Annotated in this window: 31 protein-coding genes; 5 read left to right on the top strand and 26 right to left on the bottom strand. The window is 40.6% G+C overall.

The annotated features are described in order from the left end of the window. The first annotated feature begins 6 nt into the window (after positions 1–6). The gene (locus CS022_RS16795; RefSeq protein ID WP_129123249.1) at positions 7–1,440 is read left to right on the top strand and encodes a hypothetical protein; all 1,434 of its coding nucleotides are present in this window, start codon (positions 7–9) and stop codon (positions 1,438–1,440) included. A gap of 1 nt (position 1,441) precedes the next feature. Then, positions 1,442–2,038, top strand: coding sequence for a hypothetical protein (locus tag CS022_RS16790; RefSeq protein WP_129123248.1), 597 nt, complete (start codon positions 1,442–1,444; stop codon positions 2,036–2,038). A 267-nt stretch (positions 2,039–2,305) separates the two neighbouring features. Here the strand turns inward: CS022_RS16790 and CS022_RS16785 are convergent, their stop codons facing one another. From CS022_RS16785 to CS022_RS16685, 21 genes are all read right to left on the bottom strand, one after another. Beyond that, positions 2,306–2,626, bottom strand: a complete 321-nt coding sequence (locus CS022_RS16785) for a RidA family protein (RefSeq protein WP_161569657.1) — start codon at positions 2,624–2,626, stop codon at positions 2,306–2,308. Positions 2,627–2,999: 373 nt separating this feature from the next. Beyond that, positions 3,000–3,506: an AAA family ATPase gene (locus CS022_RS16780; protein ID WP_129123246.1), complete on the bottom strand. Its 507-nt coding sequence runs from the start codon at positions 3,504–3,506 to the stop codon at positions 3,000–3,002. 103 nt (positions 3,507–3,609) lie between these two features. Beyond that, positions 3,610–4,140, bottom strand: a complete 531-nt coding sequence (locus CS022_RS16775; protein ID WP_129123245.1) for a chloramphenicol phosphotransferase CPT family protein — start codon at positions 4,138–4,140, stop codon at positions 3,610–3,612. A 174-nt stretch (positions 4,141–4,314) separates the two neighbouring features. Next, entirely contained in the window at positions 4,315–4,764 is a 450-nt protein-coding gene (locus CS022_RS16770; RefSeq protein WP_129123244.1) for a GNAT family N-acetyltransferase, read from the bottom strand. 102 nt (positions 4,765–4,866) lie between these two features. After that, on the bottom strand, positions 4,867–5,055 hold the full coding sequence (locus tag CS022_RS16765; RefSeq protein WP_129123243.1) for a hypothetical protein: 189 nt from the start codon (positions 5,053–5,055) through the stop codon (positions 4,867–4,869). Between the two features lie 176 nt (positions 5,056–5,231). Further along, complete coding sequence (locus CS022_RS16760) at positions 5,232–5,771, bottom strand: DinB family protein (RefSeq protein ID WP_129123242.1); 540 nt, start codon at positions 5,769–5,771, stop codon at positions 5,232–5,234. Between the two features lie 82 nt (positions 5,772–5,853). Next, the gene (locus CS022_RS16755) at positions 5,854–6,351 is read right to left on the bottom strand and encodes a GNAT family N-acetyltransferase (RefSeq protein ID WP_129123241.1); all 498 of its coding nucleotides are present in this window, start codon (positions 6,349–6,351) and stop codon (positions 5,854–5,856) included. Positions 6,352–6,599: 248 nt separating this feature from the next. After that, positions 6,600–7,481: a DUF1996 domain-containing protein gene (locus CS022_RS16750; RefSeq protein ID WP_161569656.1), complete on the bottom strand. Its 882-nt coding sequence runs from the start codon at positions 7,479–7,481 to the stop codon at positions 6,600–6,602. 181 nt (positions 7,482–7,662) lie between these two features. Continuing rightward, the gene (locus tag CS022_RS16745; RefSeq protein ID WP_129123239.1) at positions 7,663–8,061 is read right to left on the bottom strand and encodes a hypothetical protein; all 399 of its coding nucleotides are present in this window, start codon (positions 8,059–8,061) and stop codon (positions 7,663–7,665) included. A gap of 263 nt (positions 8,062–8,324) precedes the next feature. Further along, on the bottom strand, positions 8,325–10,940 hold the full coding sequence (locus CS022_RS16740; RefSeq protein WP_129123238.1) for a chitinase N-terminal domain-containing protein: 2,616 nt from the start codon (positions 10,938–10,940) through the stop codon (positions 8,325–8,327). 520 nt (positions 10,941–11,460) lie between these two features. Next, complete coding sequence (locus tag CS022_RS16735) at positions 11,461–12,057, bottom strand: DJ-1/PfpI family protein (protein ID WP_129123237.1); 597 nt, start codon at positions 12,055–12,057, stop codon at positions 11,461–11,463. Positions 12,058–12,161: 104 nt separating this feature from the next. Continuing rightward, complete coding sequence (locus CS022_RS16730) at positions 12,162–12,833, bottom strand: HAD family hydrolase (protein WP_129123236.1); 672 nt, start codon at positions 12,831–12,833, stop codon at positions 12,162–12,164. 100 nt (positions 12,834–12,933) lie between these two features. Further along, entirely contained in the window at positions 12,934–13,407 is a 474-nt protein-coding gene (locus CS022_RS16725) for a GNAT family N-acetyltransferase (protein WP_129123235.1), read from the bottom strand. A gap of 333 nt (positions 13,408–13,740) precedes the next feature. Next, positions 13,741–14,115, bottom strand: a complete 375-nt coding sequence (locus tag CS022_RS16720; protein WP_129123234.1) for a hypothetical protein — start codon at positions 14,113–14,115, stop codon at positions 13,741–13,743. A gap of 462 nt (positions 14,116–14,577) precedes the next feature. Then, positions 14,578–14,811, bottom strand: coding sequence for a DUF1772 domain-containing protein (locus CS022_RS16715; RefSeq protein WP_129123233.1), 234 nt, complete (start codon positions 14,809–14,811; stop codon positions 14,578–14,580). Then, on the bottom strand, positions 14,808–15,068 hold the full coding sequence (locus CS022_RS16710; protein WP_129123232.1) for a hypothetical protein: 261 nt from the start codon (positions 15,066–15,068) through the stop codon (positions 14,808–14,810). Before CS022_RS16710 ends, CS022_RS16715 begins: the two co-directional genes overlap by 4 nt. Next, positions 15,068–15,436, bottom strand: a complete 369-nt coding sequence (locus CS022_RS16705) for a VOC family protein (protein ID WP_129123231.1) — start codon at positions 15,434–15,436, stop codon at positions 15,068–15,070. Before CS022_RS16705 ends, CS022_RS16710 begins: the two co-directional genes overlap by 1 nt. 308 nt (positions 15,437–15,744) lie before the next feature. Further along, complete coding sequence (locus CS022_RS16700) at positions 15,745–16,029, bottom strand: 2TM domain-containing protein (RefSeq protein ID WP_235869569.1); 285 nt, start codon at positions 16,027–16,029, stop codon at positions 15,745–15,747. A gap of 499 nt (positions 16,030–16,528) precedes the next feature. Beyond that, positions 16,529–16,861, bottom strand: a complete 333-nt coding sequence (locus tag CS022_RS27785) for a hypothetical protein (protein WP_328590401.1) — start codon at positions 16,859–16,861, stop codon at positions 16,529–16,531. 266 nt (positions 16,862–17,127) lie between these two features. Continuing rightward, complete coding sequence (locus CS022_RS16690) at positions 17,128–17,649, bottom strand: NAD(P)H-dependent oxidoreductase (protein WP_129123229.1); 522 nt, start codon at positions 17,647–17,649, stop codon at positions 17,128–17,130. A 919-nt stretch (positions 17,650–18,568) separates the two neighbouring features. Further along, positions 18,569–19,144 (bottom strand): DUF998 domain-containing protein, encoded by a 576-nt coding sequence (locus CS022_RS16685; RefSeq protein ID WP_268967907.1) that lies wholly within the window; start codon positions 19,142–19,144, stop codon positions 18,569–18,571. A 1,012-nt stretch (positions 19,145–20,156) separates the two neighbouring features. Between CS022_RS16685 and CS022_RS16680 the strand changes: the two genes are divergently transcribed. Then, on the top strand, positions 20,157–20,894 hold the full coding sequence (locus tag CS022_RS16680) for a CPBP family intramembrane glutamic endopeptidase (RefSeq protein WP_129123227.1): 738 nt from the start codon (positions 20,157–20,159) through the stop codon (positions 20,892–20,894). A 126-nt stretch (positions 20,895–21,020) separates the two neighbouring features. Here the strand turns inward: CS022_RS16680 and CS022_RS16675 are convergent, their stop codons facing one another. After that, a complete protein-coding gene (locus tag CS022_RS16675) occupies positions 21,021–21,899 on the bottom strand; it encodes a LytTR family DNA-binding domain-containing protein (protein ID WP_129123226.1) in 879 nt (292 codons plus the stop codon). Positions 21,900–22,403: 504 nt separating this feature from the next. Between CS022_RS16675 and CS022_RS16670 the strand changes: the two genes are divergently transcribed. Beyond that, positions 22,404–22,760 carry a YibL family ribosome-associated protein gene (locus CS022_RS16670; RefSeq protein WP_129123225.1) on the top strand — a complete coding sequence of 119 codons (357 nt, stop codon included), beginning with the start codon at positions 22,404–22,406 and terminating at the stop codon, positions 22,758–22,760. Positions 22,761–22,913: 153 nt separating this feature from the next. On the opposite strand, the gene CS022_RS16665 is transcribed toward CS022_RS16670, so the two are convergent. From CS022_RS16665 to CS022_RS16650, 4 genes are all read right to left on the bottom strand, one after another. Beyond that, a complete protein-coding gene (locus tag CS022_RS16665) occupies positions 22,914–23,384 on the bottom strand; it encodes a GNAT family N-acetyltransferase (protein ID WP_129123224.1) in 471 nt (156 codons plus the stop codon). 40 nt (positions 23,385–23,424) lie between these two features. Continuing rightward, on the bottom strand, positions 23,425–24,039 hold the full coding sequence (locus tag CS022_RS16660) for a LysE family translocator (RefSeq protein WP_129123223.1): 615 nt from the start codon (positions 24,037–24,039) through the stop codon (positions 23,425–23,427). A 58-nt stretch (positions 24,040–24,097) separates the two neighbouring features. Continuing rightward, positions 24,098–24,970 (bottom strand): alpha/beta fold hydrolase, encoded by an 873-nt coding sequence (locus CS022_RS16655; protein WP_161569655.1) that lies wholly within the window; start codon positions 24,968–24,970, stop codon positions 24,098–24,100. Between the two features lie 202 nt (positions 24,971–25,172). Continuing rightward, the gene (locus tag CS022_RS16650) at positions 25,173–25,478 is read right to left on the bottom strand and encodes an NIPSNAP family protein (RefSeq protein WP_129123221.1); all 306 of its coding nucleotides are present in this window, start codon (positions 25,476–25,478) and stop codon (positions 25,173–25,175) included. Between the two features lie 194 nt (positions 25,479–25,672). Between CS022_RS16650 and tnpA the strand changes: the two genes are divergently transcribed. Next, on the top strand, positions 25,673–25,871 hold a 199-nt coding region (gene tnpA, locus CS022_RS16645), incomplete at its 3' end, for an IS66 family insertion sequence element accessory protein TnpA (protein WP_145964521.1).

The raw sequence follows: 25,871 nt of genomic DNA, 5'->3' as shown, positions 1-25,871 counted from the left end.
TTTAGAGTGAATCGTATAGTAAAATCTGTTATTGCTATATATCTAATCCTTTTTACTCAAGTATCAATCGGGTCAGATAAGCAATCAAGAAACACACAAGATCAGCTGCCTTCGGACAAGTGCGAGAGTAGCTTAGATGAAGTTTCATATTGTTTTTCCGGAGGTATGTTCGCTGGCTCTGCAGGGACTCAAGCAGGTGTCAGAAACTATGCTTTGAAGCAGTTTTATGCTTTGAATTGGCCAGTAAAAGATCTAGAATCCCAATCTCCAAATATTGACATTAAACCAGCCCAATTCGATATACTTATTTGGCAAACTTGGAGAAATAAAGACGATCTCAATTCAATTACTCGACCAAAGTTAACTAAAGTGGATATTAATAATGCTGCTTTTTTAGCAAACTCCCTAAGTCCTATGACTACAAGTGTTTTTAATTCACATATTGAATTTTTACACGATATATATGTCCCTGAAGAAAGTAACGTATCTGATAAGTCTATTGTCACTAGTGGTAAATCAGAAGTATATTACCAAGTATATTATAATAGTGTTGCAGTCACGGACTTAAAATCTAAAAAATTTGTTGGTTTTACTACTGGTAAGAGCGGAGTGTCATATGCTCAAGAAGTTCGGGGTGCTATTCTTGTAAAGGCTGCCTGGAGATTAATTACAGACCTTACTCCGGAAGAACAAAGAAAATATCATACATCTTTAGCATGCATCTTTAGAGAGAATTCTAGCTGTAAAATGGAACTTGTTGGCCTTCTTGGTTTACATGTTGCCAACAAGTCTAATCCAAACGGAGATTTATCTCCCAAAGATAATGACTTGTCTACTTGGACGTGGTCTACATATGAATATCGATATAACGCTCCTACTGTTGTAAATAAGAAAGACTTTATTCAATCATATTTAATAAATGATTGGGATTTATTTGATAAAAACATTAGTAAAGAGCAAATAGATAGTTGTTTTAATGGTGAGGTGCTAGATCCTACTTCAACAGATTGTATCTTTAACAAGAGTAAGTTCAATATACCATCAAATATAATAAGAACATTTCCTTCAGAGCTGAGAAGTATAAAAATTGAAAATCTTGACCCAAATACATGTGAGGAGGCTTCATTATCAAAAGACCTCGATAAATCAACATGTACGATGATTGCAGCATATAACGATTTAGAGAAAAAAAGTCCTCTAGAGAATTATAGATTGATAGACTCCATTTGGATGACGCCTGATAAGAAAATTAAGCCATCAGACTATATTTATGGAACTATTGACAACACTTTTCGAAATACTTCTATGGAGCCTTTCATTAATTTTGAAGAGTCTAGTAAAGAGGTTTTAAGTAAAGAGAGAAACTGTATTTCTTGCCATCAACGCTCAAAGTATGATGGCATGTTCACTGTAAAAAAAATCATTAACGGAGATAAATAAGATGAATTCACTAGCTAATGATCTATGTTGTATGCAACTGTTATATGCACAGGCAACTCAGCCAGACTTGAGGCAGCGTACAAACGACCTATATGGAAGGCTTGTCCGTAATCCAGATAGTAGAGATACATTACGTGACGAATATTATGTTCCAAACTCAGCGTTACATATCGTTAAAACTAAAATAACGATGACAGAGTCTTATGCTGATAACCTTGTTCAAATAAGTGGTTCACCTGTTGCATCAGTTCTTGTAAATAAAGCGTTAGGCGAAGTAGCCTACCGATGTGTTTTCTCTGTAAATAGAGAGCCTTCGTTCATTTTAGCGGATGGTATCTTTGATGCTGAAGCGCCAACCCTGACCGAGGAACAACAGAAAGCACTTGTGTTAGTATTATGGCATCTTGCTTTGAATGATGGAGAGAGGGGTAACTTTCTTCGCTCAGACAATAAAAGTGAATTCTTGCAAAAAATCTCCGTTGATAATCTGAATCTTGAAGAAGATGTGTGTAGTCATATTGCGAAATTATTTAACGAAGACGATGCTTTAGGTCTGAAAAACTACATCGGATATTGGTTATATAAAGCTACATGGTAACTTATAGGTCGCAACTAGTTTAAAGATTACTTTCTAGATTCACTGAAATAACAATAGTAACAAAGATTATAATAAAAAAAGCCCTCCGAGGGAGGGCAAACGTTGGTTTCTCAATAAGGTGCAGAGCAAGTAGCAAATGAGAAGTGAAGATGGAACACGTCGAAGGCTGCTGTTCGTTTTGTTTACGTCGCCTTCTTTATTCTTTAGTTTAGAGGCCGCATTGGCATCATAATTTTATTGTATCTTTAACCTGCATATTTTCGTTACTTACGAAAAGGCAAATGCATCAGCATCAAACTTAGTTACTAGCTCAATACCCAGTAAAGACTCGTTGTCGAAAGGCTGAAAATTTGCGCCGAAGACGACATATCGGTCTGGTTGTAGCTTGTTACCGTTGTGAAAGAATTCTGCATAAGCTCTGTCGAATTCGAAAAAGTCTGACTCGTCTGACAGGTATACTTTTACTCTGATGACATCTGACAAATCACAACCCTTCAAAGAAAGCTCACGGCTTAAGTTCAAAAGTAAATCTCTTGCCTTTTCCGTCACATCGCTACTGCCGTGTGAGCGACTGACTTTTGTACTCATACGATGAGTCAAAACAGTGCCTTTTCGATGCTTGTTTAAAGCAGATGAATTTGTCTTAACGTTAAGCATATAAATCATTCAACCAGTCAGACATCCCGATAACTTGATTGAAATACTAACTTGCTACTCAATAGCCCACCATTACACGACATTACACGAGCCGACTACATTTCGTGTATAAGTGGGGAATGTCGTGCAAGTATGAAGGGTCGGCCTGTGATAATCGGAAGTATTGTGAGGCGGTTTCAGGTGTCTTGGCTACTTGTGTAGTCGACTGTTGTTCCTTTACTGATGCTTAATCGCAATTCTTAGTATGGCTGTCGGAAGCCCTATTTTAGTATTAGAGGGGCTTAGATTTCAGAGGTTTTTTACCCTAATTACTTTGAGCTGTATCAATGCTTTGACCATTTTTAAGCTCCATATCGCTCGGCCTTTCGAATTTTGGCTCCATAAAGTTAAACATCATGTCGTTGACTTCAAAAGCGTAAAGCTCTGGATTTTTATCGATGTTTCGCTTGTTTACCCGTTGCTTTCGAACGTCTATTGGTGCATCGAGGTAGTGGATTTCTGCCTCAATACCTAGTTCTGATGCCTTTTCAACAAAATAATCTCGTTGCGACTTTTTGGTGAAGCCTAGATCTAAAACAACGTTTCCATCAAGCTTGAGGATTTGTGTGCTAACTTCCCATATCTGTACGTAGCATCGTTGTACCCTCTCCATCATCCAGGTGAAATCAAGGGACACCATATCTTTGGCAAATAATGTTTGCATCCAAGGATCTATCGAAAACTTTACTGCGCCTATCTCTTCGCACAGTGAGAGTGAGTATGTCGTTTTGCCAACGCCAATTGGCCCACATACCAATATCAACCTAGCCATGAGTTTTGTCCTCTATTTTGATTCATGCTGACGTTTATTGATCACTTGAGTTGCCTCAAACGAAATTTTATATAGCTTCTTATCGAGTCTAAACAGGTCGAGCCTAAACAGGGTGCAATGTTAATTTGTCGAGTAAGTACATTGCTGCGTCGTCAGGTGTTATTTTGCTGGTATCAACCTCAACATCGTATCTCATGTGCTTGTGCACTAACGGATACTCCCATTCAGCCAGCCCGATGGAACGGTCACCGCGAGCAAGTTCGCGAGCGATACAAACATCCAAGTTGCACTTCACTTTCACACGCACGATATCGTAACCAGACAGTAATTCTTCGAGCGTATCCAGTTCATCTTTATTGACCCATGCATTGTCGATAATGAGTTTACAGCCTGAACGCAAAATGGCGTCAATGGAACGATGGTATGCAGTAGTCAGTTGACCGTAATCATATCCTTCCCGATCAATTGACTCACCAGCTATCATTCGCTGCAGGTCAGAGGGTGGCAATGCATATAAAATGTTGTCGATGCTGAAATTCAAATACTGAACGGGCAAACGTTCTTGCAGCGCTTTCGCTAAGCTTGTCTTACCCGAACTTCCGGTGCCGTTTAATAAGATAATATCAGGATACATGGCTACCTCCGACGTTCTACCGGCTCGGTGAATTTATCCTGAAAGCGCTGTAGACACCTCCAGCTAGATCGCAGTCTTTTCACGTGTCACCGCCTTAGAGTCAAAAAGGTTTAAAGAGATCTACACACTGGAGAACGGCCGGATTCGAACATATTCAAGGCGTTTGTGGATGATCTATAGCTGTAATTCGAAAACATACTCTCCGTCTTCATCAATAAGACCAGTTTTGATAAAACCAAACTTTTGATAAAAATGACTGGCAATCGTATTGCTCGGGGGGACACTGAGCTCAATTGCCTCTGCATCGGGAATTGATGAGATCTCCTGAATGCATTGTTCGAGGGCCTGTTTTCCAATCCCCTTAGATTGATAATGTTTGTCAATCATGAAACGAAAAATGCTGTACTTATTGGGTGTGTTTTCGAAATACAATGAAATATACATGATGAACCCGACTGGCGTGTCATCGGCGTAAATAGCCCTAGGAGTCATTCCCTTTTCATAATTTGCCTGAGCCAATGAATATACATTGGGAGCGACCAACTGTTTCTGATGCTCTGCCAGTTCGAGCTCAATGATTGCCTGGTAGTTCTGAGACGAAATGTCCTTTAACATGATAGACATTGTTTATTCCTGATTCGGTGTTGGTGCTGAAAATGCGCTACTGAGTAAAGGAGTATCGTCTTATATTTGTTGTTGTTACTGCCAGTAAATCAAACAAGCTGCTCAGTCACTTTTCCTTTCGGACATCAGTATTTTTTCCAGCTCTTCAATCCTTCTCTCTAGTTTTTCAACGCGATCGTTAGAGCCTTTCAGGGTTCGAATGTCATCAATGATTTGTCTCGGATCCATCCAATAATTTATGATCAGCATCATTACGCCGATAGCCAACATAAGAGAAACAACGTCCCACATAATTCAATCCTTGCCTTTTATTTCAATAAACGAAGCTAGTGCCAATCAGTCGCTTAATCAGAGAGTTAAGTCGTTTATTAAAAAACAATAAGCTATGAATTAATTCAAATATCACGAAGGATTTTCAGGCGCACAACACAAAGATAAGGAGGCTTACTGCCTAAAAGAGCAGTTAGCTAGCGTGCGCCCTCTGGAACGATGATGGGTAAATCGGTACAGCCAAAGTCCATACCTAACTGACTTAACACACAGGTTAATTGGCCTCTGTGGTGTGTTTGGTGATTGAATATGTGCTGTAAAAACTCGGCAAGATTACGTTCGATTTTTTTGCCTTCCGTCGTGGTATACCGAACGAGATTATTACAGTCTGTAACCTTGAGTGAGCGGGTAATATCGACGTAGATAGAGTCCACTAAAGGCCGCAATATGGAAAGCTCTTTCAGGTCGGCCACAAACTGATCATCAACTGCTTTTGCAATAGGTAGCCGTTCTATTATCGAGGGTTCGACATCAACCAAACGACCCGCTATCAGCCTTTGAAGCATGATTAAATCGCCGAACAAGATGTGATTCCAGTGCGCCATTACGCTTGGGAAGAACGCATTGGTATTTTGCTGCAACTGTTCGTTTGTTAACTGCTGACATACCTCTAGAAGTTGTTTGTTCATTCGCTGATTGTATACAGCGAGCATTCTAAAGTTTGCAGAGATATCCATTTCACGCGTTCCGTCGTCAATATGTTTGTTCTTCTTCGAATACTCCCCAACGAGCAATACTGCTCAAAGGTTTAATCGGTATTCAGGTGTCGCTTTCGGTTTGATAGAGAGTAAAACCTCGCGCTTGATAGTTGTTAAGCGCAGACTCGTGGTCAAGGCTACAGGTATGAACCCATACACGTTTGGTTGAGGGAATGCTCCACGCGGATTGAATTGCCTGAGAGAGAAAATAACCGCCAAACCCTTTGCCGATAAAGGCTTCGGCTAAGCCGAAGTACATGATCTCTGTGTTGCCGTCATCTTCAGCATGTAGTTCAAAGTAACCAGCAATTGCCCCTTTGAAATAAGCGACCCAGGTACGAAGGTTTGGATTTGAAACATACTCGACCCAGGCTGAATCAGGGAGTGACAGCTTGTCTTTCCATTGCCAAGGTCCGCCGACGTATTCATAGAGAAATTTGTTCAGTCTGAACTCATCAATTTCAGCTTCTACAACATTCAGGCCCTTCGAATCCGGTTTATCCTTCAGGTCTGAAGGCGATGTCATTTCTAGATAATATGTCGTTACTGCTTCTGCCATGCTCGATGTCTCCGACGTGGGTAAATTCAATCCGTTGGGCTTTTAAGATAACAGCTGACGTTAACATTCAATAACGCTGTTAAATGTTGAGAGGAGTAAACGATGAATCATCATTCACGAGTTCGAAGCAGTCTGGTAGGGTGATATTTCGCTTTATCGGGAAGTGATAAACCAAACAAGCGGGAAATATCCCTGCGAGAATATTTGTCAAAACCGCGTTTGCCTGAACAACAGAAGCGTGTGCCTACTTACTCTTCAATCACTGACACCAGACGAGTACCATCACCTAACAAGCCTACACTGCATTCGAAAGCGGGTTTGAGGCAATTTTCGACGATAGCTCGCATAATGTCGTTATCCCATCCGTTCATCCATTCGGCGTGGGCACTATGGCCTGCAGGTAATTTGGGATTCATATCTGAGGATAAGCGCCACGCTGTCGACGGACCGGTTTCGTCGGTAACGTAAATAGCAAAGTTATAGGAGATTTCGGGGATCGCGATAGGGTGACTGGCAGGGCAAGCGCCTTTGCCCGTTATTGGTGGCCTTGCTTCGCTTGGGTAGGCCATATGACTTTGATGGTCGTCTGAATCAAGGTTTTTTCCATCCCAACACTGCGGAAAGACAATCCGCATTTCCACCAAATCCCCTATTTTGCAGGCAGGGAAATGAGCAATATGATCCAGCGGGTCACCGTCATCAAACCATGCTTGTTTTGAAGTCCAACTGGCACAACGAAATTTAACCGCTTGGGTACTCTGCAACGCGGTTGGCATTGCTTGGCCAGCAATCATTCTCAGGTTTTCTGGTGGTGTTTGAATGGAACTTGCGGGTAGGTGATAACCCGTTTTGTAGTAAAAAAGTGGCTCGATGTAAGGTATACGTTGACCATTTGCGCCATAAAGCGCGGGCACCCAATATGCCGAACGATTGAGAGTATTGCCGTCGCAGGTGGTTTTCGTTGCTCGTCTTAAACTTTTCGATTTGGTGAAGGCATCGACCGATGGATTACCAAAAAACACATGTGAGTGAGTGGCGTTTGGTTGATTTGGATAAACCAGCGGATCGTCATTGCTTTGATGAGATTCGAGACAATGTGTTCTGAAGGCACCGCTGCCATCTATCGGCAATACACTCTGAGTGAGAGATGTCAGCTGTTGTTTCTATGGTCAATGTAGGTGTTTTAATGTCCTTCAATACTATCGAACTCATACGATCATGAATGATTCATCAGGGAGATTAGAGCCACTCTTTGTCTAACATGCAGTTACACAGGGCCGACTGAGAAATGTGTAAGAAGTTGATTAGGCGTTAGGGTTCGGCCGCACAAACCTCTGATAAGGCATATCTGTTTTCCCATTCAAACCAAGCAAGAAAACCGACGAAGATTGCTTCAAGGGATAGAAAGCTCAAACCAATGAGGCTAGCAGTTTTAAGATGGTAAAGAACAAGGAGAGTACAAATGACCATCCAGCAACCATTGGCAATGGCAAGCAATGAAATCGAGGCAGAGTTTTTAAAACGTGAAGCTGCGATTGTTATGCCATAAAGGCCATAACATACATTTGCCACACCCAGAAACATGACCACTGAGACGGGTAAATTATATAAACTGCTTATCCTATCCAGTAAGAGCAGTAACAGAAGACCAACAGTAAACCCTGCGCCACCGTCGATATATAAAATATTGATCTTATGAGTAATAGGCATGTTCAACACTTTTCTGCTTGTGTATAAAAAAGCATACCTGATTGAAGTGAAAAATAGTAACCAACATCAGTAGTATCAGATAATTCCCGCTAGAGGGTTGTTAACTGATAAACAACACGGTCATCTAAGGTGAAACCTATCAATATTAATGTGGCGGTACTGGGGCGTTTATTTGTAATGAACAAAAAAAGCAGCCTACTCAAAGGCTGCTTTTACTGAGTTACCCTGAACCTTTATCGTCGCCAGAGTGCGGACACTGATTGTTAGTGGAGGCTACTTTCATCAGACCAGATTGAGGTGTTTATATCGAATAGCGAGTACGTGCCCTCGGTGTAATCGATCTGGAACTCTAGATTAATGCTATTCCAGTCATCATGGTCCTTAATCACATCGAGTGAGCCGTCGCGATTAAGTTCTCGCGCTACATCCGAATCATAATGACCGTCAAAGTTTGCATCGAAAGGAATATGGTTACCAAAAATCCCCGCATTTTCGTCAATATGCTTTTCGTCAATGGCCGGGCTGAGGCCATGCGAATAATCGATAATAAACTGATTAGGATCGCTGTATGGACCATGGCTCAATAATGCTCTCGCTACCGATGCATATCGATCTGAATTATTCTTTTCCTGAGCGTCTGGCATACCATTAATTTGATACAGGTAATTCATGATGCTGTAGTAGTTAGGCTTATAGTTTCTATTTTCAAAACCGCCATGACGCAGGTTAAGGTTATGTCCTAGTTCATGCATGATGGTCGCTGCTTGCACATTTATTTGTCTGTTTTTGCGCTTTTTCGCATCGTGGAGTTCATCCCAGGTCCACTCGCCGAGCGTCACATAGAAATCATTGCCACCTATCTCGGCACGTCCAGAACCACTATTACGCTGATTAATGTCTTCGGTGTTCGCAATCAACAGGTAGTGAAAAACTGATGATCGTCTGATATCCATAAATCGATCTTTATATTCATAAATATTCGCATCGTGGTCACTCGGGTTTAAATCCATGTTGATGCGACGTCTGAATGGGACTTCTTCCCCTCCTGCTAAATTGAATTCGGATCCGAACAAATTTCCGGTATCAAAATGAACGCTAATTCCTTGGTTGGCAAACGCCCTTTGTACTTTTTTCAATGAGGGATACATTGGCGAAAGCATTGGGTCGTCAGACTTCATCCAATCTATCTCGATGAACAAGTCACGCTGACCAACCCGCGCACCTAAATCGTAGTAAGAAATGCCTGCCAGACTGCCGCCTTGTCGCTCTGCGCTGTCGGGAATGCCGTCGTTGTCGGTGTCGGTGTCATCGAAAACGTCGTTAGGACCGCCAACGGTCGAGTAGGTGAGTGGTTTCACTTCCCAGTCACTGCGATCGTTATGATCAATATCGCCACGTCGAATGAGAATATCGGTCGTACGCGGAATACTTCCCAGCGGGTATATGCTTAGCCCTTGCCAGTCTTTTTCTGTCGCGATATTTGTGTCTGTTTCGCCTTTTTGTACGTAATCTAACAGTTCGTTGTCAGATTCAAGGGCAAACATGCCTTGTCCAACAGATTGGTTGATAAATATGCTATCGATGAAGATGCTTTTTCCCTTTTGTCCAGCATTTTCCTCGTAGTAGGGAGTCCTAAAACGAATCACGAGATACTCATTAGGGCGCATTTTCCTTTTTGGAAGATCAAACCTTATCGCACCGTCCATAAAGTTTTCGGCGATAAATTTTACGTCTGAGAGATCGATTGTTTTGTCACTGGTGTTGACTATTTCAGCCCACGCCATTGATATTTCGCTGAATTTAAGGCCCGTAACCTTCTGCTTACGCAAAATAACAACTGGATCATCAGGGTAACCATCGTTGTCGCTGTCGATATCTGCCGGATTTGTTGGGTCATCAGACAGGCGTGAAAGGCTATGGCCATTTGGTTCGCTGGCGGTTAGATGAATATTAGTGAGGAATTCGTTTTTCTCCATATTCTCAGCATTAATTTGGTGCGAGGCAATGAACGTAGCAGATTGCCCAGCCTCAAGTTTTGCTGGCAAGGCGTCATCTGAAACAATATCACTGTTGTTGAGCACAAAGCTCGTAAGCGTCTTTGTGCCTGTGTTCGTGATTGTCGATGTTAGCTTGACGGTATCGCCGAGTTTATCAAACTTGCTCGTCAACGCCTTTGTGACAACTTTAAAGTCAGCGCGAGCTTCGGTGTTAGTAAAATTAACTGTGAAGCTGTCACTCAATGTGCATTTTTCTTCAAAACCATTGCTATCGCAAAGCGCAACCTGAACGTTATATTTACCGCTGTTTAGCATGGTGTATGTAGTTCTGTCGCTTTGTTGCTGCGAGTTATTTTTTATGAGTGAGTGACTTTGTACTTTTTGGTCATTGATATAAAGGTTCCAATGATTACCATTGTTACCCCACCATTTGTTCCAACTAATACTTAAATCATGTTCACCTGCAGTTTCTATATCGCTGGCGAGCTGGCCAAGTTGTGGTTTGGCCGGAATATTAACGCTATCTTGAGAGGTGACGATGTATTTAGCCAAGTCACTTCGCGTGCAGACTTCATGATTGCCAGTACCATGGCAAAGTGAAACCTGTAGGTAATGTTCACCCGGAAAAACGGCGGAAAAATTGAAGGAGCCGGTTTGTGTCGCGTTACCTGTATCTATCAGACTTTCCTGATGAATTTGTTCAGAGTTATCGAAAAGATACCAATGATCACCATTCTTTCCGTATGGTATTTGCCAGTTGACGGTCAGGGTTTCATTCTCTGCGTAGATATCTTTAAGCCAGCCTATTTTCGGCTTTGCTGGTGCCTGTTCAGCAAAAGCAAATGTCGAGAATATCGCCGACAGCAATAATAAATATTTCATGAGTTTCCTAAGTAATATTTTCGAGAGTTATTATTTTTGAATTATGATGATGGAGCGGAGAGGATATTACATTCAAAGATTAATCATTTCGATATTGATTATTTTATATTTTTCCAGATCATGAAAATTACAGAGTAATTGAATGGTGTTTTGTAAATAAAATCATTTAATTGTATTAAAAAATAAATGTGTGTTTTTAATAAGCTGTTGAATTAACGATTTTATTAAAATAACATTATTAATGTTGCATATTAATAGATTAGAAAAAGATAGTTTAAGAGTTAATGAAAAGTAATAAAATATTTTATTGTTATTGAATGTTTAAATATGTTATTTTTTGTATTTTATGAAATAATTAAACACAAGTTAAATATTCTGGAAAGATAGATTAACAATTTTTATCATAATTTTCTAACCCATTAACATATTATTAATAGCTGACGTTATAGATAATTAAGAAAGAAACAGATTGTCTCCTTAAATACGTTACATGTGTTGTTACCGTAATGACGGGGTAAAATTAAAGATAAGCGCTAACCACAGACAGACAATGTTTCACCGCATTTTCCTCTTCTCCAACCGGCGCAACGTAATGAATCGCTGATTCAGCCTGGGGTTTACCTGCCAATTTGCTGATTACCCATGCAGCCAAATATGTCGATGACAAACATCCACTGGTCGTCGCAATATTACCAGCAACATAGAAGGGCTGATCTAGCACCTTAATACCAGACTCTCGGGCCCAAGGTTTCGTCGCTAAGTCTGTACACACGGGAACTTGGTTGAGTAAACCGAGTGCATACATCAATAACACACCAGAGCATTGGCCGCCGATAAGCTGCTTTTCAGTGTTTAGGATGAGCCTTGATAGCATGTTACTGTTTTGCAGAATGTGCCGGGTTTGTGAGCTGATACCGAATAAGACAACGTCAGCACTGTTGGCAAATTCAAGGGGCTGCTGAGCCTGAATAATGACGCCATTCTTCGATATGACTGATTGCGATGGGCAAGCGATCTGTACATTCCATCCCGAATCTTGCATTCGGCTTAAGATGCCCAATGCAATAAACGAATCTAGTTCATTAAATCCATCAAAAGTCAGTATCGCAATGTCCACATCTACCTCGTCCACTCTGTAATATGCACTCGTTAGAAGGTAAGTTTGTCAATTTAAAGCACGCTCTGGCGAGAGGCTTACATCTTAATAAATGCGTTAAAAACTCATCGGATAAGCAAATTGGCTGCATCAGAAATAGTATTTAGTCTTCGTTTTTCACCTGAGAAGGGTATTGCTTGAGTTAGCTCTGTCGGAATAATCCAACAGTCTAAGTTTGCGGCTTGGGCTGCAATAAGTCCTCTTAGGGCATCTTCGATTGCCAAACAGTTATTGGCTGGAGAGCCACTGCGGGTAATCGCTGCGAGATACGGATCAGGCGCTGGTTTGCTGTTGGTGTAATCTTCACGCGAGACTATAAAGTCAAAAAACTCAAGTAGGCCAGTGCGCTCATGCATTGCCTCCAGATGATGACGGCGAGAGCTTGTCACGATCCCCATCGTAAAGTTGGGGCGTAATTCGTTCAGAGTCTCACGCACCCCATCTATCACGATTGGCTCTTTCTCGAGTAGTTGCGAGTAACGTGTATCTCGAGCTTCCTTAATGTCTGCTATCTCAGCGACACTGAGTCCGTGAGCCGCTGCGAATTTAGACGTCCCTTTGGATTGCTTCAGAAAATAATCCACGTATTGCTGTAGCGTAAGTTTGATGCCCGCTTGTTCGAATACATCTGAGGTCGATTGAAAATGCAGTCGTTCGGTATCAACCAGCACACCATCGTTATCCCATAAAAGGGCAGAATAATGATGAGTTTTTGATGATGATCTTTGATAATTCATGTCGATGTCTTTATCTTTCTGTTTATAACAGTGATCTGGTGAGTTGAGAGAAATTAGCCTTTAGTCATCACTGGTTTCGAAATAGCGCTTTGCCACACAGTTACACGATGTCTTTTGTCAGATACCTAGAGTTTGTTGTGAAACCAAGCTTTTCATAAAACGCCATTGCTTCAGTATTGAATTCCATGACTTCAAGGGATATGCGATCTACTTCTTGAGAAGAAGCCCATGAACTCACTGCCTCCATGAGGGCTACGCCCACGCCATGTTTTCTGAATGTGTGGTCCACGACAATCGTATTCACGTCGCAGTACTTTTTGGGAAGCAAGAAAGTTAATTTTACGTCAAACACACATGCTTTTATGAAGCCAATAATGACACCTTTATCTTCTGCAACAGCTATGAGCCACTCGGGGTCATGGATGCTTCTGCCTAACGCGTCTTTACCATTTAGTTGAGCTTTTGTGGCCTTAACAAAGTTGTCAGGATCGTTTCTATAGTGGTAATCATCGAGTTGCTTGCATAGCTCGCTGATTTGAGCGAGATCTTCTTCTGTGGCTACACGTATTCTCATGGGCAAATAACATTGCTTCGATTAGAAACTTATTTAACGTCAGATGGGTTGTTTGACTTGGAATAATATGACTTGTAAGTGCTTCAATATAAATTGATTCAACAAATTGCGATCCCCTACACGTTTAACTATCGTAGGGAGAATCGGTGGTAGATGAAAGATCTACGTGATGCCTTTGAGAAAGTAGAGTGAGTTAAGTTTGTCTAGATAGAGTTGGTGGATGAAGAGGTGATGAATATTTAATACAAACTTGAAATCAGGATAAAATGTGCAAACGTTCAAAATTTTACAAAATACTCATCACCAAAAAAGTAAACATAAATACCGGATGGGCTAATAACAGCCTTCTTCTAGTAGACGTTGAAAATGTTCAATGATATCTGAAAACGTTTCACCAGCTTCTTCAGGATAGTAATTTTCCGGGGCGACTACTTGATGAGCGAGTCTTTGTGCATCATGAAGCAATGCTTCATCACCAACTCTTTCAGCAATATTAAATATTCCTCCAGCTATATACCCTGCTAACTCCCATGCTTGTAGAATTTCGTCATCACTTAAATCGTCCCTGTACTCCATGTCGCGCAATTCTTCGAGTTGTTTTGTGGTGTCATAAAATTCTTGGCAAGTAATTCCAATATCTGAAGCCAAAGTATGGCTAGAGAACAATAAACTGATAGCAAGCGCGATGTTATAACAGCATTTTTTCATAGTTATTCCTTTCACTTTGGTTTAAAAACTTTAGAAATTTACCAAATGTAATTATAGACTTTTTGAGTGACAATATGACTGATACTCATCTAAGTGCATTGTTATTATTATTGTTGCTTTGATGGCGGAAATTAGCTGTATGGATAAGAAAAATCAACAAAAATGTATATTAAACCTATGAAAAAAATAAAATCAATGACTTGCTAATATATATAGCCTATCAAAGTCCAATATTTGTCTAAATGACAATACAATCTCTCTGAATATTAGAGAGGTTAATTTCGGCATGTACGATATGTTAGTAATTGCACTTTTCACTTAATGAATAAGGTGAAACTTATCTACCAGCTTCATTTTTTTCACCTCATACGTCTTAAGCGCAATTATCTCCTTCTCCTATGCACATTACTTAGTATTTGTTCGAATTGAGCTTCAGGGGACCGGGGGAGAGTTACAGTTGCACTATTGTTTTAGCGCCAACACGATCAATGTCAGAGAAACAAGCGATGCAAGGGTTGTTCTGAGTTCATTTGAGCGATTCCAACGCTGTTCAAAAGCAAGGCGTGCTGTACTTAGCTCTTCGTCACTGGAATTATCGACATCAACTCTCTGCAATGTATTGTTGAGAGGCAGGTGTATGACAAATGTGGCCCCTTGAACACCCAAAATATAGGCGACTGTAGCAAATAGCATCATATAGAAATCGATACCGTGCAATTTGTCGAAGCAATAATCATAGAAACAATGACTGAAATTGCTGAGCCAAGCCAAATCATCATAAATAGGGGGTGATTATTCTGAATAATGCGGTCCGTCACCTGAAATGTCTTGATGAAGTTTTTGTCATCAAAACTCTTAATCCCTGGCATTACCAGTATCGCGTAGGATAAAAGAAGCCCCGAAACAAGCGAACATAGCAATGCTGATAAAACTAAGGCGACATCGAAGATCATTATTTATTCTCCTGAAAAGTATTAGGCCCTCGGAGTCCGATTAAGTTGCCGAATGGATCTTCGACTTGGCACATGGAAAGACCATTCTCGATGTCCATTGGTCCACGATAGAGTTGTCCACCCTTGGAATCAAAGTGAGCGATAGCTACTGATAAGTTTTCAACAGACCAATAAATGACGGTACCATTTTTACCCGAGCCTACTTTTTCATCAGCCTGAACAATTTCCAGATATACACCATGTAGATTGAGAACAGTAAAATCAAACTCTGGGAGATAAATTGGCACTGCGTCAGGGAAAGCTTGCTTATACCATTCAAGCCCTTTAGCAACATCAGGTACATGAACAAGAACTGCTGATGGTGTCATTTTCTTCTCCTTTGCAGCGAAATGAATTGCAAGGTTCCCAATGTAGTCTCGGGACTCTGCCTCATAAAGCGAGAAGAAAAGATTTGCGACCGTCAACACGTCAGTGCCTCCAAAAATAGGGAGACTCTTTGTGGGTTATCCTTTTTACTTATCAATGTGACATGGTTGGGTGCTATGAATTAAATGCGTGTTTGAGTCTTTTTTCAGCGATGTAGCTATTTGTAGAAATGCAGAGAAGAGAAGGTTAAATCCTCGTGTAGTCGAGGGTTTATCTTTTTGGAGCAAATATACAAGGTGTTCTGGAGCAATTACAGCTTTCTTCCTAGGCGTTTTTCCAACTGCTTTTTTTCCCATTCTGGGCCAAAGAAATTGACCACATCAAAAGCATTTAGGCCGTGCCAGGCTACATAAATACCCCAGCCCAAAGCAGGCCAAATTGCCCAGATATAGTCAGGCATTGCGATGAAGTTGATCAGAAAAAGTAATGCTATGACTAACCCATAATTGAGTAAATAAGAATAGAATGCCTTTATTTCTCTGATTTGCTCTAATACATTTTGTTCATCTGCAGTTAGTTCAGTCTCTTCGTTCATTTTCGGCTCCATTTTCAGGCAGGTAAGGGTCTAAAAAAGATGTATATATGATGCCTTCTGATTACATTTACGTTATGCATTTTTTACATGGGACTCGTCAGCACCAATAAAGAACAAATTCAGTTATTTTGTATAAACCATGAATTAGACTAATAAGAGAAACTAAGCCAAGTGTAATTTCAAATAGATATTTAAAACTTCAGGCGTGATCCAAAAATAAAATCACCTTTGTATTCTTGACATATAAATTATATATAAATAGATGTTTTTATAAATACCTATAAAATAGAGGGAAAGATCAATATTGATTTTCATCGCAATATTCTCTATTTTTTACTTACTTCAAAGAAACATATTTTAATTCAATAATGACGATTAAAAGAAAATTATATTTCCCAACTTGATTTGTAAGTCCGGGTGGTTAACAGTCCACATAACTCAGTCATTACTTTCATCGATTTCGTTAATCTCGGTTTTCGTTCTTCAGTTAAACCGCTATTTATCCAATGACGATCATGCACGTACACGTTATAGGGGTTAATGATGCATTTAAAATCGATAGACAGAGAAACTGACAAAGCAGAGTGCGCCATGTAGCTGTGAGGTAAGCTAGCAGAATTGACGAAAGTGATGACTTTATCGAACAGGGCGCCAGTGACACTGCAATCAGGAGTCGTTGATCCCACATACTCAATATATTTTTTAGCTCAGAGTAGCAATTCCAGTTGTAGGTTGGACTACACAAAACTATCCCAGATGCGTTACGTGTCATTTGATGAAGAAATTTGTACTGCTCTGTGTGATAGATTTTGTTGTTATCGAAATTTTGCACATTCAAAGCAGCTAAGTCGACGAACTTAGATTTATATCCGAGCTTTCAGATTTCAACAGCGCACATTTTTGCGAGTTTTCTACTTTTACTGTTCGGATCAAGGCTTGAAATTAAAATAAGAATATACATTTTGACTCCAAGAAAATAAAACGGGGCTGAAAAGCAAGATGTTTCCTACGTTTTCCGTGACCCCGCGATTGCGGGGCCTAAACATGAGTGTTGAGAGAGTTTGCGAATCTAATCGCAGAGAAAGTTGTTCAATTCCTTCAGTCAATGTTACTCATTGCGTTATTGAGTGCATGGTTAAATTCGGAAAGATCCTTTTCATCGACTGCGAAACCATCGCGACAATTCGCATGTAATCTGGCTACGTAATTCATCTTAAAATAATCAAATATCTTAGTAAAAAATCCATCATAAATTGGACAAAGCTGTTCGCTGGCTGATGTGGCTAAGATAAAAACGTTTTTATCCGCAAGGGCACGCGCTTTAGGTTTATGAGAGCTCACATCGGTTAATTCGGTGATGCGGTCTATAAGTGCTTTAATTGGTGCAGTCGGCGCATGCCAGTAGACGGGTGAAGCAAAGATTAATGCATTTGCCGTGAGGATTTTGTCTACTAATGGATGAAAGTCATCTTCGGGATAATCGTTTTCATAGCTGTAAGGCGTGATAGTGAGTGAATCAACATCAACGATTTCAAATTGATGATGTTGCGCGACATGTTCAACTAACTGAGCGGTAAACCCTTGCTTATTTGCGCTTGAAAATAACACTAATTTTTTCATGAAAGTGAAGTCCTTTGTTAACACTGACTGCACTTTAAAAGCTCAAGTTGGGTTGAGGTAAAGCCTTTTATATAAAAAATTATTTAGTATTACTCTTTTCGATTCATATATTTTATCAATCTATTTAAAGTAAAAAGTACAACGATAAAATTTTCGTAAAAGTACACGAAAATTATCGGATTATGAAGGAGCCTTCTGTTGATGAACAATCGAAAAAGGGGTCAGAGGTCGTAATTTCTTGTGTTCAACCTGAACCAACGGTGATTGGCAAAAATTGTAGAGCGTAAGGTACAAGCATAGAGGTTATGCCTTCATGCTCGACATTAATGATGACTGGCATTTCAATGAAAAACCGATCAATAGTCACACGTACTAAGCGATCTCTTATGAAGTCAAAGCCAGTATCATTTGTCTCTGAGAATTTTTTGATCTAAACACCTGATTATTGTGTGTTTAAAAAAAAACGTTCTACTCATAAAGACAAAATATCTCATAAACGAGACACGCAAAAGACTCGATATGTATTTATATTCATACTAAATTAAAATAAAAAGACTAACTTATTGGTCAATAAGAGTTGCTTACACGAGAGTTAAATAGAGTTCTTCACAACACACAAGGACTAGGTATGGTTTTTTACAATAAATACAATGAGTTGGTACAACTTCACATAGATGTTGAATCACCTGTTGAGGGTTCCATATACGCTGAGTACTTAAATGGGGTAAAGAAAGGAGCATTCTATATTGAGCTTGAACCGACGTCTTTGATTAGTTTAAAAGACACCGAAGAATATCATTAATAGCTAAATAACCAATATGTTTAGCACCCTTGGATAATCTGAGGGTGCTCTACTAAGTAACCATTTACGTTTGGAAGAAAAGTAAAAATGTAGCAAATATTTAGCTAACGATATGGCTTAATTCATTTGTGCCTTTTTGCTCAAACAATACCCCATGAAAATAAACCATGAATACAGGGTTAGTTCAAATAATCGCTGAATCAAACCTACTATTTCTGAGCTCGGATTTAGGTTGAAAAATGCGATAACAGCCAATACTGACGCCGTATAGCCTACAACCTTGAGTAGGTTTGACTTTGACCAAGAATGCGAACCCGATGATATGCACACTACGGCTAAGATTCCGCAAATGTACCCTGGTAAAGTGATCGCCATGTGTACGATGTGGGAAAGTGTTGGTTTGTCAGGCCGGCACTCAAAATCACAAGGAAAAAAGGCTGCGGCGCAAAGGGAAACAACATAGACAGTAATAAATATGAGTCCAATAATATTCAACTTTGTTCGCGGCAACGCAGAGTAACTGACAACCACAAAACCAAGCATGAACAGTTCCGTGGGTATAAAGCCTAAATAGTTTAAATAAAACCCATAGGGGGAGCCAGTTGCGCCCAGCTCGCTAATAAACTGTGCAATATGGCTGTAGTCTGGGTAAAAGTGTCCCGCAATCGCCACGGAGCCTGTTAACCAAAGCAAACTAAACAACGGCAAAACGAGCGGTAAGTATCGAGTATTCAAAGAGTTGATCCTCTTGTTAGCGTAAATGGTTGCTCAATACCTGTTGTGTAAGACTAGAAATATTACTTGGAATGAGCGCTGATTATTTTATGAACACTAACACAACCTCCATGAATAAGACTCCCACAATATTACTTAATAAACAGTAGTTTAATGCTCATCGCAAGTGTAATGATGGAGTTTCAGACATAGCGTGTAAACAACGCACGGATGCTGATATTGACTGAAATCGTAGAATATTAATAAGGGAGAATAGTGATTAAATACCGTTTTGATGCCTGAAATTAACGGCGGATAGTGCGCTCGTTTCCGAGCCAGTCGGATGATGACTTTTCAAACCCTGCTAAAAAGATACGGCATAAGACATACCTTATACCGTGTCTTTTTTTGATTTTTTGCTGAGTTTAAGAGATTTTTGACTCATTTCATTAAACTGAACACACGCCACCCCATGCAGGGAAGGGATCAGGAAATGAAGAGTACTCCTCTTTAAGCTCATCATCGGTGGCGAGGCAGTGGTCGAGCAAGTGAAATATGTGCTGCTGAATGATTCGGTATTAAATGGTGGTGAGCGTTTTGGAAACAAGGTGCGTTCAATTATATTCCATTGTTCCATGAAGGGAATGAAATCACTCTTAGGTACGAATTTCTGCGCTTCATAACTCTTGTGACCCACAGCAGACCACAAAATTGAGGCGTGTAACCAAATATCTTTAACCTCTTCTCCTCAAAGCATTTCTTAATGATTATTTCATCTGCATTTAAAGCGTTGGTCATTTCACGATTCGTCAATGGGAACACCACCAGAACGCGCCCATTCACGAAGTTTCTGTCTCCAATCACGAAGCTTCGGTGGATGAACTTTGCTTAGTTAGTTTTACTGCTCATTCAGAAAGGGCGGCCGGGCACTTATTTGCTGGGATGCTGCTTAATTAGTTATCGAGATAATTTAATAAGAGGTTGTAAAGGGATGACACAAGAGATAACTGTTGGTGTGAAAACTGAGCTTGATAAGTATACGGTGTTAGCGTTAGTCGTATCGCTTGTTCTCTATCCACTGCTCTATAGTTTGGATTTCTTTTCGGAGTTTATTTTCCCGCTGGTCGCTGAAGGCTGGCCTTGTAGTGCTTTCGGAGACTTACCGCGATTGGGCTGGTGGAGCTTCTGGCTTGGAAACTTTGTTTATCACTGGGTACCGTTTTTATTCGTTTGGTTCTGTCTTTATAAAAACAAGGAAGCATGGAGCAGTATTGGGGTTAGCTTAGCGTGGTATGTAGAGAGGAAATATTGGTTTATTGGTGTGCTCGGGATGCTGGTTCTGGCAGCGTTTGTTCTTCCCAATATCTATTATGCTGACGATCTTCCACGAAGTTCGCAATCAATATACTTCGCAGCCGTATCAACAAATGAACGACTTTTCATGATAGTTATGGCGCTGACAACTGGAATCACGGAAGAGGTATTATTTCGTGGTTTTGCATTTACGCGACTAAAACGTGTCATTGATAATCCTTGGTTCATCCTGCCAATTACATTAGTGTCGTTCTTACTTATTCATGGTCAGCCTGACAACTTAGGCCGGTCGTTGTATTACATTGTGGGTGGATGTGCCTTCGGCATACCGTTTATTTTGATGAAAATGAAAAGGCTGGAATTTTTGATCGTTACTCACTTTTTCATTAACGTCAGTTTAGTTTTGGTACCATAACTGATAAACACCGCGACATAGCAACGCATACGGCATCCGAACCAAATATCGGGTGCCGCACATTATTGATGAATAACCAATATATCTTGGGCAAAAGTAGCGATATAAGTTACTGTACTGGTTTTTTTATTGTCCCAATCCAGCCGCTTTTACGTTATCGATGAAGCTTCTGGACACTGGCACACTGAGTTCATTACTCAGCTCAAGGTGAAACTTTCTACCACTTTTTACTACCTTCACTACTGCATCGTGAGCAACCCACCAAGAACGATGTGTTTGCAACCCCGGATACTGCCTCAACAATGCAGTAGCATCTTTTAACCGCATCAGCATCATATGACGGCCTTTGTCGGTATGTACCGTTAAATAATGATCGGCCATTTCCAAACACAACAGTGTGCCGCGCTTTTCAACCGGAATGTTGGCCATGAATTCCTCATAGCCAGAGCTTGTTTCTAGATTTTTTTGCTCGGTAAGGGTTTCTAAATGTCGCGCGGATTGATTTATTTGACGTCCCTTTTCCTCAAACACCTCGTGGAGTAATGCAATGGTGGCGCCAACAAACCCTGTATTAAATAATACGACTTGGAAACTTATACCACTTAGCACATGACTGCCGAAGAATAACCGCACGAGTATCAAAACAGCGCCAGACATGAATATACCTGCTGGAATACAGGCAATAAGAGTTCTTATCCAAACTCGTGTTATGAGAGGAGATAGCTTTTGATGGCTTATGGCGATTATGGGTTGGTAGATTGCAAAACCAACAAAGCAAGTTGTGACCCAATATACGATCGATATTGAGCGGGGAATTTCATGGCTACCCAAAGGGCCTAAAACCCCTAACACCACACCGACCAAAATAATTGCCATTAAATTTTTCACAGGAGGGATGTACTGGGTCAGACGCTTGGGTAAGCGTTTGAGGCTTATTTTTGTATGGTTCAATTGATAACCTGTTGTAAAAATAGACTGAGTCATCGCTGAGATAGTAGTGGCCACCAATCATTTTCTGAGGCATGAAGAGAACCAACTACGTCGGTGCCGGCGATGTTGCCGTCGAGCGATATGAGAAGTCTACTCTTTTTAGTGCTCTTTAATTAGAAAATAGACAAACAACTAATAATAATTGCGGAGAAACACAAACAAGTCTGAGTAAATGATTACTCGTCATGACGATCGCTACATCACTGTTGAATATACGTCAAAGTGCGAAATAGAGTTATTCCAACTTCCCTTATTGAATTAAATGACGGCTATTCGAATGCTTTCGACCAAATAGACCTGGTCTGGGACAGTTATATTGTTGGCAAGGCGAATTATTCAAAAGTTAACCCAGAAAGCAATCCTAATCACAGGGATTTTAGTCACCCAACGGCGTCAAACATTTATGTTTTGCGTTTCAGGACATTCATAAAACGCAAACGGCCTAATGGCTCTGGGTATACCATCTTTCATTGCTTGTGGTACACTCCGCGCCCAAGTCAATCTGAGTGGTCGATTACCATGAGCATTAAACAAGAACTTCAACAACTGAAAAACCGTCTGAACAAAAGCCAAGTAAAGCTTAATGCCGCCAGATCTCGTGGTGACGATCCAATGGTGACGAAATTCACTGATGAGATAGAAGATTTGACGAAAAAGGTCAATCAACTCACTCACAAGCAAAGCTATACGCTAAATAAAGAACGTAAAGCCCTGCTTGATATGCCTTTCTCTCGTGAGATTACGAAGCAAGAGCAGGCAGATATGGGCAAACTGAAAAAGTCTGTTCGAGGTCTTGTCGTCGTTCACCCACTTACTAAACTCGGTAAAGAGCTGAAGCTAGAAGTGGTTACTGGCTTTGCGCCAAAGCAATTCTGATTTCCAAGGGCATTGCCTTTCCTGACCGTTTTGAAAGGCAATGCTCAACTCCTTTTCTTCTACCATTCTTTACCCCAAAAGTACTTGTTCCAGTTGATTTTTGTTGTTGTCTCTTAGACACACAAAGTTTTTATCTTGATGAATGACTTTTTATTAAGAAACTGACCAACGAAAGAAGGGTCGTGCTCCCTCCATCCGTTCTATTTCGGCACCTAACTTTTCATAGAATTGGTGCGCTCCTGTATTGTGTGGGCTCGCTGTCCAAGCGATGTGAGAAGCCAATGTCGACTCTGCTTGCGATTTAATGGCTTTCATCAGAGCCAGCCCCAAGCCTTTGGAGCGTTGCTCATCGACAACTAAAAGATCATCCAGCCAAATAGAGGGATCACCACTGAATGAGGAGTACCGATAGTGGAAAAGGGCAAACCCTTGCGCTTTACCTTCTATCTCCAACAGAAGGGCATGTGCAAAAGGTAAATCTCCAAATAGAGTGCGTTCAATCTTCTCTACCGTTGTAGAAACTTCACCATTGAACCCTTTCATGTTTCGATCAAATCCAGCTTTTAGCTGAATGAGAGCGAGTAAAGTTTCAGAATCTTCCTTGGTTGCCAGTCTTACTTTCACATGATTCTCCAAAAACAAAATACAGCAGGGGCCATGATTGTTAGGTTTTTGTAGCCAGCACAACCCCACATGTTGCGAAGGCTCCACCTGATAGCTTGTTCAGGAAACGCTGAGAGAAGCTACTCTCGTAAAGGTTTCCTGCATGTGCTGACAGCACAGCATAGAAGCTTAATATGCTACCAACCGAAACAGTTGATATTAAAATAATTAAAAACATATCGAAGATACCGATGGACTCAATATTTATGAAAGCGGGGAAGAAACCCATATAAAACAGAATGGCTTTTGGGTTAGCCAGCGTCATTAGCAGACCTGCAAAGAAACTAGAGTGTCTCTGTTTGTCACTATTACTGGCTTTATCAGTAGGTATCGGGTTAGAGTTCCACGTAACAAACGCCAACCAAAACAAATAACTGATACCAACGAATTTAATGAAGCTCGCAAATTCGCCCAAAACGTCAGCGATTGCAGAAAGCCCACTTAAAGCGAGAAATATAAAGATATAGTCTGCAACCAATACTCCGGCAACCACCAGCAACCCATTTACTTTTCCCGATGCCATTGATCTAGAAACAACGGCTAAAACACTAGGGCCGGGGATCGCAGCTGAAAGGAGCATTGCTATGAAAAGAGCAATGCTGGACGAAATTGTCATAGATTTTCCTTAAGCCTTAAGCTACAGAATCAGAAAATATCTCAGCTTTTCAGTGAGGTTACGAACTGCTGTCACTGGCAAATAAAAATGAAACTATTGCTTCATTGACTTGTTGGGCTTGCTCAACGTTTACCCAATGCGCGGCATCTTCGATTCCGATGATTTTCGCATGCGGGATAAGCGTTGGGATCTTTTCCGTGTTAGCAAAAGGAAAGCTAACGTCTTGCTTACCCCATATGAATAGTGTTGGCTTCCCTAGCTTTCCTAATTGTATCCAGCCGTTAGAGTAATCAAGAACGGGAGAATGTCTTAGCGTAGAAAGTGCCGAACGTGTAAAACCCGGGTAACTTGCATAGTTCGCCCATTGTTCAACAACGTCAGAAAACTTTGATTGGTTAAATAGGTATGCTTCGACTTTTGGCCTAAGAATCTTTTGGCCAAAATAATGAAAAGCCAAATCACCAAGAAGAGGTATATCAAGAAGTGGGTTTCTCCCTTCCTGAGCAGACCAGCCTGCTGGCCCCACAAGAACAAGACTGATAGCTCTATCAGGATAGTGGTAGGCAAAATCAGACGCAATGACACCTCCAAACGATGAACCAACAAGGTGAACATTTGTAGCTCCGACTGCCTTTAATACGCCATCGAGCTGGTGTCGAAAAAGCGAAAGATCATAGTCAACGTGTGGACGGTCAGAGAGACCTCGTCCAAAAAGATCGTAAGTAATAACGCGGTAACCAGCGTTTACCAAGGCATTAATATTCGAGTCCCAAGACTCTAAAAAACCATTAAAACTATGAATTAGAACAACTGTTGGGCTGTTTTCTTCTCCAAAAACTTGGTATCGAGTAGCCCCTTTCTCTGACTCTATTAGTGATACGCCGGAGTTGCTTCTTGCTTGCTCAAGTTCAGACTTATCTTCATTGTTCATTTCATAAACTGTAAACAAACTGAATGTCGTCATGATAAAAATGAACAAAAATATATACTTCGTTTTCAACATATAAGCCCTAGGGTATACGACGTATGAATAACAGGTGCTTATTGCACCCAACTAATTGCAACGTTTGAACCACACTACTTCCATGAAAATTGCGTCATAAAAGTCTAAGTTAGCTCTTTCTTTGCGAGTCTTAATCGAAGACGGGTCTAAAGAAGCTGCGCTCGTAACTGATGATGCAATTTGTATCTTCAGCAAATTGAAATGCTGCTATGCACTCTGAATCTTTCAATGAATCGGTGCGATAAGCTTCATACGTCGCGAGGCTAGTAAATGAAAATAGCGCAAGTGCTACATTATTGGCGCCTTCTGAAGGCAAGAAGTAACCGTGATGTTGTCCACCAAACTTAGTGACGAGTGGAATCCACATTTTGGCGTACTCTTCAAAATCAGTAACCTTTGATGGATCAATAATATACCTAAGATAGCAAGTAACCATTTATAGAACTCTATATATCTACATTTCCTATTCGTGCGTAACAGACTAATCGAACAAAATATGTTCAAACTAAATAAAGGGTCAAATTTGCGATCGTTTGCAAGTCTTTAATCTTTTCGCCTTCAGTGACCTGCCCCCGCTTTCTAATCCATCGTTAACTTAGTAATGTTCATCAATCAGTGAGGAAGATGAACATGAAAAAGCGATTCAACGAACAGCAGATCATTACCATTCTCAAGGAGGCAGAAGCCGGTGTTTCCGTTAAAGAGCTCTGCCGCAAGCACAACATCTCTGATGCGACGTTTTATACTTGGCGTAAAAAATACCAAGGTATGGACGTCTCTGATGCCCGACGATTAAAGGCTTTAGAAGAAGAAAATACACGTCTGAAGA

It is taken from the genome of Veronia nyctiphanis, assembly GCF_004116385.1.
GTDB classification, from domain to species: Bacteria; Pseudomonadota; Gammaproteobacteria; order Enterobacterales; family Vibrionaceae; genus Veronia; species Veronia nyctiphanis.
The sequence above is the reverse complement of the archived record's forward strand: the minus strand, read 5'-3'. Positions and strand labels throughout refer to the sequence as shown.